Below are 16,404 nucleotides of genomic sequence, written 5' to 3' on the forward strand. Positions count from 1 at the left end.
GGTGCCGCCGTTGCCCCACCCGCCCGACGCCCGGTCGAGCCGCCGCCGCTCGCGCCGCCGCCGCCGAAGAAGGTCCAGCGCGAGCGCAGCGAAAGCTACTACGACACCAAGAGCCAGGTCTTTTCCGCGCTCATCGACACGATCGACCTGTCGCAGCTTGCCAAGCTCGATCCCGAAAGTGCGCGCGAGGAAATCCGCGACATCGTCAACGACATCATTGCGATCAAGAATTTCGCGATGTCGATCGCCGAGCAGGAGGAACTGCTCGAGGACATCTGCAACGACGTGCTCGGCTACGGCCCGCTGGAACCCTTGCTCGCCCGCGACGACATCGCCGACATCATGGTCAACGGCTCCAAGAACGTCTATATCGAAGTCAACGGCAAGGTCGAACAGACCGGCATTCGTTTCCGCGACAACCAGCAGCTGCTCAACATCTGCCAGCGCATCGTCAGCCAGGTTGGCCGCCGTGTCGACGAGTCCAGCCCGATCTGCGACGCCCGCCTGCCCGACGGTTCCCGCGTCAACGTCATCGCGCCGCCGCTCTCCATCGACGGGACCGCGCTCACCATCCGCAAGTTCAAGAAGGACAAGCTGACGCTCGACCAGCTGGTCAAGTTCGGCGCGATCTCGCCGCAAGGCGCCGATGTTCTCAAGATCATCGGCCGGGTCCGCTGCAATATCGTCATCTCGGGCGGCACCGGCTCGGGCAAGACGACGCTGCTCAATTGCCTGACCAACTACATCGACCGCGAGGAACGCGTCATCACCTGCGAAGATTCGGCCGAGTTGCAGCTGCAGCAGCCGCATGTTGTTCGCCTCGAAACCCGCCCGCCCAATCTCGAGGGTGAGGGCGAGGTGACCATGCGCGATCTGGTCAAGAATTGCCTGCGCATGCGGCCGGAGCGGATCATCGTCGGCGAAGTGCGCGGACCGGAGGTCTTCGACCTGCTGCAGGCGATGAACACCGGTCACGACGGCTCGATGGGAACCATCCACTCTAACAGCCCGCGCGAATGCCTGAACCGTATCGAATCGATGATCGCCATGGGCGGCTACTCGCTGCCGCAGAAGACCGTGCGCGAGATCGTCGTCGGCTCCATCGACGTGATCATACAGGCGGCCCGCCTGCGCGACGGATCGCGCCGCATCACCCACATCACCGAGGTGATCGGCATGGAAGGTGACGTCATCATCACGCAGGACCTCGTCCTCTACAACATCAAGGGCGAGGACTCGAACGGCAGGCTGCTGGGCGAGCACGTGTCGACCGGCATCGGCCGGCCGCATTTTTGGGATCGCGCCCGCTACTATGGCGAGGAACAGCGCCTCGCCACGGCGCTCGAGGCCATGGAGAAACGCGCTGACTGACGCATCTGGAGGCGTAGGGGTCCTGGTCGATGTTCGGAATTGACACCACGGTACTGGTGTTTGTCGTGCTGGCCGGCTTCAGCGCCGGCGCGGTCGCCTACGCTTTCCTGTTCACCCGGATAAGCAACGAGAAGCAGGTCGGCAAGCGGCTCGAGACCATCAAGACGGCCGAAACCGATCGTTCCGTCGTCAAGGCCTCGCGTGATCGTGTCGCCGAAGCAACCAAGCGGCGAAAATCCGTCCAGGATTCGCTGAAGCAGCTCGACGAAAAGCAGAAATCCAACGATCGCAACGTCAAGAAGCCGCCGCTGAAGGCGTTGATCCGTCAAGCCGGCATGACGGTTTCCATTGAGCGCTTCTACATCTACTCGGCCGTCTGCGGCATCGTTCTCACGGCTCTCGCCTATATGGCCGGTGCGCCTTTGCTGATCCTTCCGGGTGCGTTGCTGGCCGGCGCCCTTGGTCTGCCGCGCTGGTTCGTCCTGTTTCGCCGCGGCCGACGCGTCAAGGCATTTCTCGCCGAGTTTCCGAACGCCCTCGACATCATCGTGCGGGCGGTCAAGTCGGGCCTGCCGCTGAATGACTCAATCCGCCTGATCGCCAACGAATCTCCGGAACCGGTAAAGACCGAGTTTCGCCGTATCATCGATTCACAGCAGATGGGCATGTCGATCCCCGATGCGGCGATCCGCATGGCCGAAACCATGCCTTGCCCTGAGGCGGGCTTCTTCGGCATCGTGATCCAGATACAGTCGCAGGCCGGCGGCAATCTTTCCGAAGCGCTTGGCAATCTTTCGCGCGTGCTGCGCGACCGCAAGAAGATGAAGGCCAAGGTGCAGGCGCTTTCGATGGAGGCCAAGGCCTCCGCGGTCATCATCGGCGCCCTGCCTTTCGTCGTAGCCTTTCTCGTCTACCTGTCGAGCCCGAACTACATCATGCCGCTCTTCACCACCAGCACCGGCCACCTGATCATCGGCTGCTCACTGGTCTGGATGTCGATCGGCATCATGGTGATGCGCAAGATGATGAACTTCGATGTCTAGAGCATGATCCCGAGGAGTGGGTCCCGGTTTTCGGAGAAGATCATGCTCGAACAAAAAGATAGAAACCAATGACAGACCAGGTCGTCAAATCCCTTACCGACCCCGCTTTCCTGATCGCGCTCCTGGTCGGCATCGCGGTGTTTGCGACCGTCTTCACGGTCTTGCCTGCCCTTGGCGGCAACCAGCTCAAGTCGCGCATGAAATCGGTGGCGCTCGAGCGTGACGAATTGCGCGCCAAACAGCGCACGCGGCTTGCCAACGAAGCCGATCGCCGCCGCAAGGGCCTGCGCGAGGAACAGTCGATCGGCATGCGCAACATCGTCGATCGGCTGGATCTGAAGCGCGCGCTGGCCGATGAGAGCACATTGCAGAAGCTCAAGGTGGCGGGTTTTCGCGGCCAGAACCCGCTGACGCGCTTTCTGTTCTTCCGCCTTGTCCTGCCCTTCGTCGGTTTCGCGCTGGCGGCCTTATACGTTTTCATGCTCGGCGGACTGCCCCTGCAGCCGACTTTCATCAAGCTGTTCGTCTGCGTCGTCGTCGCCTATGGCGGCTTCTATGCGCCGATACTTTACGTCAACAACCGCGCCGCCAAACGCAAGCAGTCGATCCAGATGGCATGGCCGGACGCACTCGACCTGATGCTGATCTGCGTCGAGTCCGGCATGTCCGTTGAGGCCGCCCTTCGCAAGGTCGCCGACGAGATCGGCGCGCAATCGGTGGCATTGGCGGAAGAATTCGTCCTGACCAACGCCGAGCTCTCCTACCTGCAGGAGCGCAAGGTGGCCTATGAGAACCTCGCCAGCCGCACCGGCCTGGAATCAGTCAAGTCGGTGACGCAGGCGCTGGTCCAGGCGGAGCGCTACGGCACGCCGGTCGCCCATGCGCTACGCGTGCTGGCCAGTGAAAGTCGTGACATGCGCATGAACGCTGCCGAGAAGAAGGCCGCCGCGCTGCCGCCCAAGCTCACCGTGCCGATGATCCTGTTCTTCCTGCCGGTACTGTTCGCCATCATCCTCGGCCCGGCCGGCATCCAGGTCAGCCAGCGCGGCATCTTCGGCGATCAGCAGAAGTCGAGCAGCGAGTAGCACCGAGATCCGGCTCACGCATACACGAAAAGCCGCGCTGGCTATGCCGCGCGGCTTTTGTCTTTGGCGGGATTGCAGGATGGATGCGCTAGCGCGGATCAGCGCAATTCCGAACGGAAAACCGCTAAGCACTTTTCCAGGAATTGCTCCAGCCGTCCCTTCAGTTGGTGGCGGGCTTGTCCTTGTCCTGGTCCTTGAGCTGGCTCCAGGCGTTCTGCTGCGCAAGCATCTGGCGCAGATAGGCCACATTGGCCTGTGCCTGCTCGGGCGAGAGCTCCTGCGAGGCGATCTTCTCGGCCTCGTCGAAGCGGCCCTGCAGGCCGACGACCAAAGCCAGGTTCTGCCGGACCCGGCTGTCGGCGTTGGGCTGCTCGGCGGCCGAGCGCATATAGGTTTCTGCCGTGCGCAGATCGCCTTCCAGCACGTAGGACATGCCGAGATTGGACAGGATCGATGGTTCGTTCGGCTTGAGGTCGAGCGCCTTGCGGTAATCCTGGCGCGCTTCGTCCTTCTGCCCCAACTGGTCGAGAATGGCCGCTTCCGCAGAAACCAGCCGCCAGTCCGGATATTCCGGTGTCTGCGCGCGGCGCACCGCATCGAGCGCCGGCTCGAACTGCCCGTTGGCGGCCAGCGCCTTGCCATAGGCGGCAAGCACGTCGCGGTCCTTGGGGTAGGCAATCGCTAGCTTGCGCATGACGGCGAGCGACTGGTCGGCATCGCCGTCCATCTGCAGTGCCGCCGCATAGTTCGTGGCGATGCGTTTGTCGTTGGGATTCTTGGCGTAGGATTCGCCTAGCGCTATCGTCGCGTTGTGCAGTTCGCCGGCGGCCATGGTCTCCAGTGGTTTGCTGCTGGAGCGGGAAATCGAGCCGGTCGTGAACTTGCTGGTGGTGCCGCAACCCGCTACGCTCGCCGCCAACGCCGCCAAGAATGCCGTGGTGATCAGACGCTTGCCTGTGATGTTCGACACTTTGATCGGCATTGGCACCCGGTCTCCATTCACGCGGCCATTGCCTGGCCGTCTTCCCTCCCGCAGAAATATTCTGTTAACCCTAACGGACAGTTAAGAAACGCCGACTCGCGATGCGACCGGCCGGAGATCATCGAATGCCTGTCGAACTTGTCGAACTGCAGGCCGCCTTGCCGGTTCATCTGGTGGCAAAGGGCGATCTGGAAGCAGCCGGTCTCGCGCCATCGTCGATCGCCTGGGCCAAGGCCAACGGCTTCTCCGGTGAAGCCGGCAGGACGCTTGTCGTTCCCGGCGAGAGCGGCGCGCTTGCCGGCGCGCTGTTCGGCATCGGCGACGGCGAGGGCATGCTTGCCGTCGGTGCCTTGGCGCGAGCCTTGCCGGAAGGCGACTGGCATTTTGCCTCCGACCCCGCGGAGCCCGAACTCGCGGCCATTGCGCTGGCGCTCGGCGGCTATGTCTTTACGCGTTACGGCAAGAAGCCAGGCAAGGCGCTGCGCTTTACCCTGCCATCCGGCGCCGATGCGGCGCGTGTCGGCCGCATCGTCGACGGCGTTTTCCTGACGCGCGATCTGGTCAATACGCCGACCAGCGACATGGGCCCCGACCATTTGGAGGTGGCTGTTCGGATGCTGGCCGCTGAGCATCAGGCCGAGGTGTCGGTGACGAGGGGCGACGACCTGCTTGCGGAGAACTTCCCCATGATCCATGCGGTCGGTCGCGCATCATCCGATGCGCCCCGCCTGATCGACATGAGATGGGGACCGGAGGGGGCGCCGAAGGTAACGCTGGTCGGCAAGGGCGTTTGCTTCGATACGGGTGGTCTCGACATCAAGCCGTCGTCGGGCATGCTGCTGATGAAGAAGGACATGGGCGGCGCCGCCAATGTGCTGGGCCTCGCTTCGATGATCATGGCCGCTGGCTTGTACGTGCGGCTGCGCGTGCTCGTCCCCGCGGTCGAGAATTCGATTGCGGGAAATGCGTTCCGGCCAGGCGACGTGCTGACGAGCCGCAAGGGCATCACCGTCGAGATCGGTAACACCGACGCCGAGGGGCGGCTGGTGCTGGCCGATGCCTTGGCGCTGGCCGACGACGACGAACCCCAACTGCTGGTCGACATGGCGACGCTGACCGGAGCGGCCCGCGTCGCGCTTGGCCCCGACCTGCCGCCCTTCTACACCGGCGACGAGGCGCTGGCCGACGATCTCGCAGCAGCTTCCGTCGTGGTCGAGGACCCGCTGTGGCGCATGCCGCTGTGGCGGCCCTACGACGCAAAACTGTCGTCCAAGATCGCCGACATCAACAATGTCACCGCGGATGGCTTTGCCGGCTCGATTACCGCTGCTCTGTTCCTCAAGCGCTTCGTCGAGAAGACTCACAGCTGGGCGCATTTCGACATCTTCGCCTGGAACCCGTCCGATCGCCCGCACGGCGTCGCCGGCGGCGAGGCGCAAGGCATTCGCGCGCTGGAGCGGATCATCTCGACACGTTACGGCTGACCATCCAGAGCAGCCGGCAAAACTCCGAAACTGAAACGGAACCGAAACAATTTGGCGTCATGCTGGGCGGATGTCGATCTTGATGCGCCCAAGCCAGGCCATGCGATTGTGGCAGCAAGTGATGCTGTCGCAGGTGCGCGACGGCGCACCCGATCTCACCATGCGCCAGACGGCGATCCTGTTCACCATCTATCTCGATCCGCCGCCGCACACGGTGCGCGGGCTGGCCGCAAGGCTCAACGTCACCAAGCCGGTCATCACCCGCGCGCTCGATACGATGGGCGCGCTGAAACTGGTGTCGCGCCATCGCGACGAACTCGACAAGCGCAACGTCCTGATCAGGCGTACGGTCGAGGGCGCGCTCTTTGTCGAGCGCTTCGGCGATGGTATCGTTGCCAGGGCCCACGAACTGCCCATCTGACCAATTGTCGATTTGCCCACCTTACCGATTAAGACGAGTTGCCGATTTGACCGCCAGGGATGCCCGCCTTCACGCTTTTCGCAGCGATCTCGCCGATGCGCGATTGAAAGGCGAAGTTTCCGCCGACCGCTTCGTCGCCGGCCAGCCGGCGCGGATTTCGGTTTCCGTGGCCGATATCCGCAAGGCGCCGAGCTGGGATGCCGGGGTCAACACCCAGGCCCTGTTCGGCGAAGATATCCTCGTCTTCGAGGAGAAGGAAGGCTGGGCCTGGATCCAGGCTGAGCGCGACGGCTATGTCGGCTATGTCACCGACACCGTGCTGGGAGCGAGGGACCATCCGCCGACCCATACTGTCTCGGTGCCGCGCACCTTCCTCTATCCCGGTCCCGACCTTCGCTTTCCGATCAGCGGGCAGTTGTCGATGGGGTCGGCGGTGACGGTGACGGGTGCCGCGGAAACCCGCGGCACGCACTATGGACTGCTGCCCTCCGGTCAGGCGGTCATTGCAGGCCATCTCAGGCCGATCGCGGATAAGTCTGCCGACTATGTATCGGTCGCGGAGACCTTTCTCGGTACACCCTATCTCTGGGGCGGTGCCTCGGGCTTCGGCATCGACTGTTCCGGCCTCGTGCAACTGGCGATGCGCATGGCAGGCCAGGACGTGCTCCGCGATTCCGACATGCAGGCGGCGACCATCGGCGAGCCGCTCGAACCCGGCCCGGATTTCAACGAGCTGCGTCGTGGCGACCTCGTCTTCTGGAAGGGCCACGTCGCCGTCATGACCGACGCCGACACCATGATCCACGCCAATGGCCACACCATGCTGGTGTCGCGCGAAGGGCTGAAGGACGCCATCGCCCGCATCGGCTATCTCTATGGCGGCCCGACGGGGTTTCGAAGGCCGTAGCAGGACCGTCGATCACCTTTTGTTCCGATTCTGCTTGGCGTTCTCGCGCGGTCGCGCTACCTCTGGCGCGTGACAGAACAGCCTCGCCTCGCTGACCGGAATGCCGCCGTCGTCCTGCCCGAACCGTTCATCAGATGGTTCGCGCAAAAAGGCTGGGCGCCGCGTGCCCATCAGATCGAATTGTTGGCGCGGGCCCGGGCCGGGCAGTCCGTGCTGCTGATCGCTCCGACCGGCGCCGGCAAGACGCTGGCCGGCTTCATGCCGTCCCTGACGGAACTCGCCGATCGTCCCAGGCGAAAACCGGGCCAGGCGCATCGCGGCATCCACACGCTCTACATCTCGCCGCTGAAGGCTTTGGCCGTCGACATCGAGCGCAATCTCGGCAAGCCGGTGGAAGAGATCGGCCTGCCCGTCACCATAGAGACCCGCACCGGCGACACGCCCTCGCACAAGCGCCAGCGGCAGAAGCTGGTGCCGCCCGACATCCTGCTGACGACGCCCGAACAACTGGCGCTGCTGATCGCGGCACCCGACGCCAGGCGCTTCTTCGAGGATCTGCGCTACGTGGTGCTCGACGAGCTGCACTCGTTGGTGATCTCGAAGCGCGGGCACCTGCTGGCGCTCGGTCTGGCACGGCTGCGCAACTATGTGCCCAAGCTGCAGACCATAGGTCTGTCAGCCACCGTCGCCGAGCCCGACGAGTTGCGGCGCTGGCTGGTCGCGCAGAACCCACCCGGCGCGATGGCTGGGCTGATCGCCATCGTCGGCGGTGCCAAGCCCGACATCTCCATTCTCGATTCACAAGAACGTGTGCCGTGGTCAGGCCATTCGGCCCGCTACGCCATCCCCGAGATCTACGAGGCGATCAAAAAGCACCGCACGACGCTTTTGTTCGTCAACACCCGCAGCCAGGCCGAACTGCTGTTCCAGGAACTCTGGCGGGCGAACGAGGATTCGCTGCCGATCGCGCTCCACCACGGCTCGCTCGATGTCGGCCAGCGCCGGCGCGTCGAAAAGGCGATGGGTGAGAATGCACTGCGCGCCATCGTCGCCACTTCGACGCTCGATCTCGGCATCGACTGGGGCGATGTCGATCTGGTCGTCCATGTCGGTGCCCCGAAGGGCGCCAGCCGGCTGGCGCAGCGCATCGGCCGCGCCAACCACCGCATGGACGAACCGTCGAAGGCGATCCTCATTCCGGCCAATCGCTTCGAAGTGCTGGAATGCCGGGCAGCGCTTGACGCCAATTATCTCGGCGCGCAGGACACACCGCCACTGATCAAGGGCGCGCTCGACGTGCTGTCGCAGCATGTGCTGGGTGTCGCTTGCGGTGCGCCCTTCGATGCCGATCGTCTGTTCGAGGAGGTGCGTAGCGCGGCACCCTATGCGGCCCTGGAGCGCGAGACTTTTGACCGCGTCGTCGACTTCGTCGCCACCGGCGGCTATGCGCTGAAGAACTACGAGCGCTACGCCCGCATCCGCAAGACGGTCGACGGGCTGTGGCGCGTCTCGCATCCGCGCGTCGCCCAGCAATACCGGCTGAACGTCGGCACCATCGTCGAGATGCCGGAGCTCAATGTCCGCTATGTCAGGCAGGGGCGCGGCATGGCTGGCCGCGGCGGGCCGGTGCTCGGCAAGATCGAGGAGTATTTCGCCGAGACGCTGCGCCCTGGCGATAATTTCCTATTCGCCGGCAAGGTGCTGCGCTTCGAAGGAATCCGCGAGAACGAATGCGTCGTCTCCAGCGGCGCCGGCGCCAACATCATCGTGCCAAGCTATGCCGGCGGCAAGTTTCCGCTGTCGACCTATCTCGCCGAACAGGTGCGTGGCATACTGGCCGACAGCAACCGCTGGCAGGCACTGCCGGAACAGGTCGCCGATTGGCTGCGGCTGCAGAAGGAAAAGTCGGTGCTGCCGAAGCGCGGCGACCTTCTGGTCGAAACCTTTCCACGCGGCAACCGGCACTACATGGTCGCCTATCCGTTCGAGGGCCGGCTGGCGCATCAAACGCTCGGCATGCTCTTGACGCGACGGCTGGAGCGGGCAGGCGCCCGGCCACTCGGCTTCGTCGCCACCGACTATTCGCTGGCCGTCTGGGCGCTGGACGACATGGCGGCACTGTTCAAGACGAAGAAACCGTCGCTGGCGGCGCTGTTCGACGAGGACATGCTGGGCGACGATCTCGAGGCTTGGCTGAACGACAGCTGGATGCTGAAGCGCACCTTCCGCACCTGCGCGGTCATCGCCGGGCTGATCGAGAAGCGCTATCCTGGGCAGGAGAAGAGCGGCCGGCAGGTGACCGTGTCAGCCGACCTGATCTACGACGTGCTGCGCAGCCACGAGCCGGACCATATTCTGCTGCAGGCGACGCGCACCGACGCCTCCGCCGGCCTGCTTGATGTCAGCAGACTTGCCGAGATGCTCTCGCGTGTGCGCGGCCGAATCGTGCATAAGCATCTCGACCAGATCTCGCCGCTGGCGATACCGGTGATGCTCGAGATCGGCAAGGAATCGGTCAATGGCGGCGCCAACGAGACGCTGCTGACGGAAGCCGCCGATCTGGTCGAGGAGGCCATGGGCCGAAGGTGACAAACTGAGAGTGACGAGGGCATGAATTTCTCGCCGGCGCGCACGTCGCTGATGGCAGAGGCCGATCTGGTCGGCATCGCCGGTGAGCGTGCTGTCTGCGATCCGCGCGGCGTGCTCTATTTCCCCAAGCTTCGGCTGCTGGCGGTGTCCGACCTGCATCTCGAAAAAGGCTCGTCCTTTGCCCGGCGCGGCGCGCTGATCCCGCCTTACGACACAGGCGCCACCTTGCTCCGGCTGCAGGCGGTGATCGCCGACTATCAGCCGGCGATCGTCATCAGCCTCGGCGACAGTTTCCACGACGGCGGCGGCGCCGAGCGCATGCATCAAAGCTTCCGCGAGCGCTTGGAGGCGCTGATGGCTGGCCGCGACTGGTTCTGGGTCGCCGGCAACCATGATCCGGAAGCGCCCGCCGACCTGCCCGGCGACACCGTGCGGGAACTGGCCATCGGCTCGCTGCTGTTCCGGCATGAGCCGTCAAAATTAAGGGTGGAGGGCGAGATCGCGGGACATCTGCACCCATGCGCCCGCATCGTCCAGCGCGGCCGCTCGGTGCGCCGGCGCTGCTTTGCCGCGGATGGCGGCCGCATGATCATGCCGGCCTTCGGTGCCTATACCGGCTCGCTCAACGTGCTCGACCGCGCCTATGCCGGCCTGTTCCGCCGCGAGACGCTGATGGCCTACATGCTCGGCGCCGAACGCATTTTTGCCATTTCCGGGTCGATGCTTAGGCCAGGGTAAAACCTATCTGCCATAGTACAAAGTGACCGTGTGCTTGGCCTCGGCGAAGAACAGCCAGCGCTCGACCAGCATGCCTGCGAACTGGGCGAAGGCTGCGAGTACCGATGCGATCGCCGCCAACGGCCAAGGCAGAAAGATCGCCGCGAGCAACAGCAAGACGGGCAAGGCGAAGGCCAAAATCTGCGCGATCAGCCGCAGCTTTGCGCCGTGCTTGCGCGCGATGCGAAAACCCATTTCCTTGAGCAGATAGTTTTCCTCGGTGTGCGGCCATTCGAGCGACCGCACCGTGCCGCCGGCAAGTCCGGTCGCGGTGTTGGCGGTGGTTGGGATTTCCAGCCGGTCATTGTAGCGCCAGGTCGCCAGCTTCCACCCCCACCCGAGAACGATCAGCAGCAAGCAAGTTGCCAGAAGGGTGTTCGAGTCGATGCCGAAGCCTTGCAGCAGTGCGTTCAACAGCAGGCTGCCGGTCATCGCAGAGAAGATCAGATAGCCAGGCAGAGTGAAGCGGCTATGCCACTGGGCGATCGGCTTCAGCGAGGCATAGATCATGCCTGTGGTGCAGACAGTGACGATCGCGCCGACGGCCGCCAGCAATCCGGCCAAGGTGACCCAGGCACCAGTGCGGCCGAAAAACACCCAGCCGATGCCGAACAGGCTGGCCGGAATGAAGGTCAGGACCGACGACACGCCCTCGCGCGACAGCCAGGAGCTGCGCCACTGCGAGAAGGCGCGCCATGCCCTTTCCGGCCGGCCGAGATGGCCGGTCGACGACAGCAGGCCGGCGACGATCAGACCCAACGCCAACCCCATGCCGATGAACCCGAGCCAGAAATCAGGTGGGATTAACCCCAATCCGCCGAGCACACCAAGCAGCGCCAGCAGGCCGTAGCCTGCTCCTGTGGCAGTTGTGAAGAAGACGACGGAAAAGGCTGGATGCATCGGGTCAGTTCGAAAGCATGCGGTCGACCCAGCCGAGGAAACCGCCTTCGGCTCGCACCGGCTCCAGCGCGGGTGCGGCCACCGAAGCGGCGCGTTGGGTGTGGGCACGCGGCGGCAGGTACTTGTTGGTCGGGTGATAACCCATCTCGGGCATCAGGTCGACGCCGCCGCGATCCGCCACCAACTGAGAAACCGCCGAGGCGGGGTCGCCGAGGTCGCCGAAATGCCGCGCGCTGGTCGGGCAGGCGGCGACGCAGGCCGGCACACGGTCTTCCTCGGCCAGATTGTCGTTGTAGATGCGGTCGACGCAGAGCGTGCATTTCTTCATGACGCCGACATCGGTGTCGAATTCACGCGCCCCATAGGGGCAGGCCCAACTGCACAATTTGCAGCCGATGCACTTGTCCTCGTCGATCAGCACAATGCCGTCCGAGGCCCGTTTGTAGGACGCGCCCGTCGGGCAGACAGTGACGCAGGCGGGCGTCTCGCAATGCAGGCAGGAGCGCGGGAAGTTGACCGTCCGCCCGCCCATCTCGGTCGTGTGCTCATAGCTGTGCACGCGGTTGAACCAGACGCCATCGACATTGCCGCCATAGGGGTCGATGTCGGTCAGCGGTGCCATGTGGCCGCCCGTGTTCCACTCCTTGCAGGCGGTGACGCAGGCCTGGCAGCCGACGCAGGTGTCGAGGTCGATGACCAGGCCTAGCCTTTTGTCGGTGTGCGCGGGAAGGCAGGTCATTCGGCGGCTTCCCTGTTCATGCGGAATTCGGCGCCGAAGCGGAGTGTGTCGGGTGCAGGTTCGAAACGCGGCGGCTGCCGGAAGCGTTCGAACTGCGGTTCGGTGAAGCCGGCTTCTTCCGCGGTGCATTTGACGATGCGGACGCGCAGGTCGAACCATGCCGCCTGTCCTGTGACAGGGTCCGAATTCGAATAGCGCTTGCCGTTCGCATCGACGGATGTCTGGTCGCCGATGATGTGGTTGAGCAGGAAGCCGCGATTGCTCTCTGCGGCATCGTCCTTCAGCCCCCAGCTGCCGCGGCGCTTGCCGATGGCGTTCCAGGTCCACACCGTGTCCGGGTTGACGCCGTCGACCAGCTTGATCTGTCCCTTCACCCGGCCATTGATGCTCTCGATCCACGCCCAGTCATCATCGGCAAGGCCAAGCCCGGCTGCGGTCTGGTGGTGCACGAACAGCCGGTTCTGGCTGGTGATCTGCCTCAGCCACGCATTCTGTGAGCCCCAGGAATGGTACATGTGCATCGGCCGCTGCGTCAGCGCATGCAGCGGATATTTTTGCAGGTCGACAACCGCTTCCTCGAACGGCGCGTACCAGAACGGCAGCGGGTCCATATAGGTCTCGATGCGGGTCCGCTCGGCTTCCGGCGGCCGCACCCGCCCATGGCCGCGCGCGGCGAGGCGGAAGCGCTGCATCGGCTCGGAATAGAGCTGGAAGACGATTGGCTCGGCCTTCGGGATGAAGCCCATCTCAACCGCGAAGTCGAGATAGGAGCGGTTGGCCATCTTGTAGTAGCGCTGGTCGGCGGAAAAATCGTGGTGCCAGAAGCCGCCATTTTCGATGTAGCGCTGCAACTGGTCCGGATTGACCGCGCCGCTGCCGATCGCCGCCCCGTCCCTGCCGCGCCAGCCGGCCAGCGGCCCGATGCCGGGTGTGCGCTCGTGATTGACGATGTAGTCGGCATAGTCGCGGTATTTGGCCGAGCCGTCGTCGTTAATGAAGCCGGGCAGGCCGAGCCGCGCACCGAGCTCGATCAGCACCGACTGGAACGGCCTGACGTCGCGGTCCGGCTCGACCACCGGATGACGGATGGCATCGCCCGGCCCGTCGGCGTGGCTGATCGGCCTGTCGAGCAGGCTGATGCAGTCGTGTCTTTCGAGATAGGTCGTATCGGGCAGCACCAGATCGGCGAACGGCACCGTCTCGGAATAATAGGCGTCGGAATAGATGATGAAGGGGATCTTGTAGCGGCCCTCCTCGTCTGCGTCGGTCAACATGGCGATCGTCTCGACGGTGTTCATCGAGGAATTCCAGGCCATGTTCGACATGTACATCATCAGCGTGTCGATCCGGTAAGGATCGCCCGCCCAGGCATTGCGGATGACGGTGTGCATGAGGCCGTGCGCGGCCAGTGGCGCGTCCCAGGAATAGGCCTTGTCGATGCGGATGGGCGTGCCGGTCTCATCGACCAAGAGATCGTCCGGCCCGCAGACGAAGCCGAGCGGCATGCCTTCCAGCGGCGTCATCGGCTGCACATTCCTGCCCGCCGGCTTCGGCCCCGGCGGCGCCGGGCGGGGATAGGGCGGCTTGAAGCGGAAGCCGCCCGGCACGTCCACCGTGCCGAGCAGCACCTGCAACAGATGAATGGCGCGGCAGGAGTGAAAACCGTTCGAATGGGCCGAGATGCCACGCATCGCATGCATCGACACCGGCCGGCCCTTGATCGTCTCATGCCGACGGCCGGCCCAGTCGGTCCAGGCCACCGGCAACTCGATCGTCTGTTCGAAGGCGACATGCGCCAGCTCGGCGGCGATCTTGCGGATCGTGTCGGCAGCAACGCCGCAGCGTTCGGCGACGGCATCGGGCGAATAGCTCACATCCATGTAGCGGTCGGCAACGAGCTGGAAAACCGGCACACTGCGGCGGCCATCGAAGGTGAAACTGCCGGTCAGCGCCGGCTTCGCATTTGGGTCGGCTGCGCCGACAGGCGTCTTGGCCACCCTGTCCCAGGCCAGCGGATTGCCGGCGCCGTCGCGCACGAACAGGCCGTCATCGGCGGCGCCAGGCTCCTGCACGACAAGCACATGCGCGTTGGTGTAGCGCAGCAGATAATCGAGGTCGACGCGGCCGGCCTTGAGCAGCTCGTGGATGAGTGCGAACACGAACAGGCCGTCCGTGCCGGGCCGGATGCCGATCCAGTCGTCGGCAATCGCATTGTAGCCGGTGCGGCACGGATTGATCGAGACCACCTTGGCGCCGCGCGCCTTGAGCTTGCCCAGGCCGATCTTGATCGGGTTGGAATCATGGTCCTCGGCGACGCCGAACAGCATGAAGTACTTGGTGTTGTCCCAGTCGGGCTCGCCGAACTCCCAGAATGAGCCGCCGATCGTGTAGAGCCCGCCGGCCGCCATGTTGACCGAGCAGAAGCCGCCATGGGCGGCGAAGTTCGGCGTGCCGAACTGGCTCGCCCACCAGCCGGTCAGCGACTGCGACTGGTCGCGACCGGTGAAGAAGGCAAGCCTCTTCGGATCGGTCCGGCGGATCGCCGAAAGCCGCTCCGTAGCAATCGAAAAGGCTTCCTCCCACTCGATCTCGCGGAATTCTCCCGAGCCGCGCGGACCGGTGCGCAGCAGCGGCTTCTTCAGCCGCGCCGGGCTGTAATGCTGCATGATGCCGGAACTGCCCTTGCCGCAGATCACGCCGCGATTGACCGGATGGTCCTTGTTGCCGTTGATGTAACGGACCTTGCCGTCCTTGATGTGGACGTCGATGCCGCAGCGGCAGGCGCACATGTAGCAGGTGGTCTTGGCGATCCTGTCGGAAACGCTCGGCGAGGTGTCGACTCCGTCGCCTTCGTCGGGTGCGCGCGTGTCGGGCAGCGGCCGTTGCGACGGTGCGGAATTGGCGCCGAGCGGCGCTCCGTGGCTCATGATCCGCGAACGCTTTTGCCGCTCGCCGTCCTGGCTTTCGTCTTCGGTCCGGGGCCGCGCATGTAGTGCTGTTCAGGGTGGTAGCGCTCGCCGGCGAACTGCCGCCTTACCCGGCGGGTCCAGTGCGCGAACAGCGATTTGAAGCGCCCGATCAATTTCCCAACCTTTGCGGCGGTACCGCCAATTTTTTCCAACTTTCCGCAAAAACTTAGAACAAAGCGATTGATCTGTCTAACAAACAGCTCTTGTAATTCCGATCGAATTTGCTTCTTAGTTGATCATGACTCTGGACCAGTTGCGTATCTTCGTCGCCGTCGCCGAGCGCGGCCACATGACCAAGGCGGCAGCGCTTTTGGGCATCTCCCAGTCGGCGGCATCGGCCGCCATCCGCGCGCTTGAACAGCAGCATGGTGTGCAGCTGTTCAACCGGGTCGGCCGCAACATCGAGCTGGCGCAGACCGGTCGCCGGTTCCTGCCAGAGGCCAAGGCCGTGCTCGAACGAGCGGCCGCCGCAAGCAACGTGCTCGAGGATGTCTCGCAGACCGTCACCGGCTCGCTTTCGATCGCCGCCAGCCAGACCATCGCCAGCTATTGGCTGCCGCGCCGGCTGGCTTCCTTCCATGAGGCGTACCCTGCCGTCAGGCTGAGCGTCACCATCGGCAACACCAGGCAGGTCGAGACCCATGTTTTGGACGGCACGGCGGATTTCGGCCTCGTCGAGGGGCGCACCGAATCCGACATCTTGCGGCGCGCCAAGGTCGACATCGACAGGCTGAAGCTTGTCGTCGCCACCTCGCATCCGGAGATTGCCGACATCGCGCCGGGCCGCCCCGACATCAGGGAACTGCGCTGGATCATCCGCGAGGGCGGTTCCGGCACGCGCGAGGTGCTGGAGGATCTGGCGCGCCGCGAGGGGATTTCACTCGCCGAACTGCAGATATTCCTGGTGCTGCCGAGCAACGAGGCAATCCGTCAGGCGGTCGAGGCCGGCGCCGGCGCCACCATCATTTCCGAACTCGTCGTCGCCGGCGCGATTGCCGAAGGCAGCCTGCGCTCGGTGCCGATCGCCCTGCCGAAGCGCGACTTCGCCATCATCACCCACCGCGACCGGCAGGCCAGCCTCGCTCAGATGGCATTGAAGGCGCATCTGAGCGAGAAGGCGATGGCTTCAGCCTAGCT

13 protein-coding genes are annotated in these 16,404 nt (G+C 64.3%); 9 read left to right on the plus strand and 4 right to left on the minus strand.

All coding sequences use genetic code 11. From position 1 onward, the window contains the following. The 3 genes from ACFX5Q_RS17525 to ACFX5Q_RS17535 all read left to right on the plus strand — a co-directional run. On the plus strand, positions 1-1,371 hold a 1,371-nt coding region (locus ACFX5Q_RS17525; RefSeq protein WP_404279990.1), incomplete at its 5' end, for a CpaF family protein. Positions 1,372-1,400: 29 nt separating this feature from the next. Continuing rightward, positions 1,401-2,414, plus strand: coding sequence for a type II secretion system F family protein (locus ACFX5Q_RS17530; protein ID WP_404279992.1), 1,014 nt, complete (start codon positions 1,401-1,403; stop codon positions 2,412-2,414). A gap of 68 nt (positions 2,415-2,482) precedes the next feature. Continuing rightward, positions 2,483-3,499, plus strand: coding sequence for a type II secretion system F family protein (locus tag ACFX5Q_RS17535; protein WP_404279995.1), 1,017 nt, complete (start codon positions 2,483-2,485; stop codon positions 3,497-3,499). Between the two features lie 160 nt (positions 3,500-3,659). Here the strand turns inward: ACFX5Q_RS17535 and ACFX5Q_RS17540 are convergent, their stop codons facing one another. Beyond that, on the minus strand, positions 3,660-4,481 hold the full coding sequence (locus ACFX5Q_RS17540; protein WP_404279997.1) for a tetratricopeptide repeat protein: 822 nt from the start codon (positions 4,479-4,481) through the stop codon (positions 3,660-3,662). 125 nt (positions 4,482-4,606) lie between these two features. Here ACFX5Q_RS17540 and ACFX5Q_RS17545 point away from each other — a divergent pair, with 125 nt between their 5' ends. From ACFX5Q_RS17545 to pdeM, 5 genes are all read left to right on the plus strand, one after another. Then, positions 4,607-5,965 carry a leucyl aminopeptidase family protein gene (locus ACFX5Q_RS17545; RefSeq protein ID WP_404280000.1) on the plus strand — a complete coding sequence of 453 codons (1,359 nt, stop codon included), beginning with the start codon at positions 4,607-4,609 and terminating at the stop codon, positions 5,963-5,965. A 70-nt stretch (positions 5,966-6,035) separates the two neighbouring features. After that, positions 6,036-6,386 carry a MarR family winged helix-turn-helix transcriptional regulator gene (locus ACFX5Q_RS17550; protein WP_404280002.1) on the plus strand — a complete coding sequence of 117 codons (351 nt, stop codon included), beginning with the start codon at positions 6,036-6,038 and terminating at the stop codon, positions 6,384-6,386. Between the two features lie 46 nt (positions 6,387-6,432). Then, a complete protein-coding gene (locus ACFX5Q_RS17555; RefSeq protein ID WP_404280005.1) occupies positions 6,433-7,293 on the plus strand; it encodes an NlpC/P60 family protein in 861 nt (286 codons plus the stop codon). 69 nt (positions 7,294-7,362) lie between these two features. Further along, on the plus strand, positions 7,363-9,882 hold the full coding sequence (locus tag ACFX5Q_RS17560; RefSeq protein WP_404280007.1) for a ligase-associated DNA damage response DEXH box helicase: 2,520 nt from the start codon (positions 7,363-7,365) through the stop codon (positions 9,880-9,882). Between the two features lie 21 nt (positions 9,883-9,903). After that, the gene (gene pdeM / locus ACFX5Q_RS17565; protein WP_404280010.1) at positions 9,904-10,620 is read left to right on the plus strand and encodes a ligase-associated DNA damage response endonuclease PdeM; all 717 of its coding nucleotides are present in this window, start codon (positions 9,904-9,906) and stop codon (positions 10,618-10,620) included. A 3-nt stretch (positions 10,621-10,623) separates the two neighbouring features. Here the strand turns inward: pdeM and ACFX5Q_RS17570 are convergent, their stop codons facing one another. Genes ACFX5Q_RS17570 through ACFX5Q_RS17580 form a run of 3 tightly spaced genes read right to left on the minus strand, consistent with a single transcriptional unit; the run spans position 10,624 to position 15,225 of the window. Beyond that, complete coding sequence (locus ACFX5Q_RS17570; protein WP_404280013.1) at positions 10,624-11,559, minus strand: dimethyl sulfoxide reductase anchor subunit family protein; 936 nt, start codon at positions 11,557-11,559, stop codon at positions 10,624-10,626. A 4-nt stretch (positions 11,560-11,563) separates the two neighbouring features. Beyond that, on the minus strand, positions 11,564-12,298 hold the full coding sequence (locus ACFX5Q_RS17575) for a 4Fe-4S dicluster domain-containing protein (protein WP_404280016.1): 735 nt from the start codon (positions 12,296-12,298) through the stop codon (positions 11,564-11,566). Further along, entirely contained in the window at positions 12,295-15,225 is a 2,931-nt protein-coding gene (locus ACFX5Q_RS17580; protein ID WP_404280018.1) for a molybdopterin oxidoreductase family protein, read from the minus strand. The genes ACFX5Q_RS17575 and ACFX5Q_RS17580 overlap by 4 nt, the downstream gene beginning before the upstream one ends. A 280-nt stretch (positions 15,226-15,505) precedes the next feature. On the opposite strand from ACFX5Q_RS17580, the gene ACFX5Q_RS17585 reads away from it, so the two are divergent. Further along, a complete protein-coding gene (locus ACFX5Q_RS17585) occupies positions 15,506-16,402 on the plus strand; it encodes a LysR substrate-binding domain-containing protein (RefSeq protein WP_404280256.1) in 897 nt (298 codons plus the stop codon). The last annotated feature ends 2 nt before the right edge of the window (positions 16,403-16,404 follow it).

The sequence above is a fragment of the Mesorhizobium sp. IMUNJ 23033 genome (assembly GCF_044778005.1).
GTDB lineage: Bacteria > Pseudomonadota > Alphaproteobacteria > Rhizobiales > Rhizobiaceae > Mesorhizobium > Mesorhizobium amorphae_A.

Bases quoted from the DNA above. Each gene is read 5' to 3' on its own strand.
- ACFX5Q_RS17530 (WP_404279992.1), top strand. From the start codon at position 1,401: ATGTTCGGAATTGACACCACGGTACTGGTGTTTGTCGTGCTGGCCGGC.
- ACFX5Q_RS17535 (WP_404279995.1), top strand. From the start codon at position 2,483: ATGACAGACCAGGTCGTCAAATCCCTTACCGACCCCGCTTTCCTGATC.
- ACFX5Q_RS17540 (WP_404279997.1), bottom strand. From the start codon at position 4,481: ATGCCGATCAAAGTGTCGAACATCACAGGCAAGCGTCTGATCACCACG.
- ACFX5Q_RS17545 (WP_404280000.1), top strand. From the start codon at position 4,607: ATGCCTGTCGAACTTGTCGAACTGCAGGCCGCCTTGCCGGTTCATCTG.
- ACFX5Q_RS17550 (WP_404280002.1), top strand. From the start codon at position 6,036: ATGTCGATCTTGATGCGCCCAAGCCAGGCCATGCGATTGTGGCAGCAA.
- pdeM (WP_404280010.1), top strand. From the start codon at position 9,904: ATGAATTTCTCGCCGGCGCGCACGTCGCTGATGGCAGAGGCCGATCTG.
- ACFX5Q_RS17570 (WP_404280013.1), bottom strand. From the start codon at position 11,559: ATGCATCCAGCCTTTTCCGTCGTCTTCTTCACAACTGCCACAGGAGCA.
- ACFX5Q_RS17575 (WP_404280016.1), bottom strand. From the start codon at position 12,298: ATGACCTGCCTTCCCGCGCACACCGACAAAAGGCTAGGCCTGGTCATC.
- ACFX5Q_RS17580 (WP_404280018.1), bottom strand. From the start codon at position 15,225: ATGAGCCACGGAGCGCCGCTCGGCGCCAATTCCGCACCGTCGCAACGG.
- ACFX5Q_RS17585 (WP_404280256.1), top strand. From the start codon at position 15,506: ATGACTCTGGACCAGTTGCGTATCTTCGTCGCCGTCGCCGAGCGCGGC.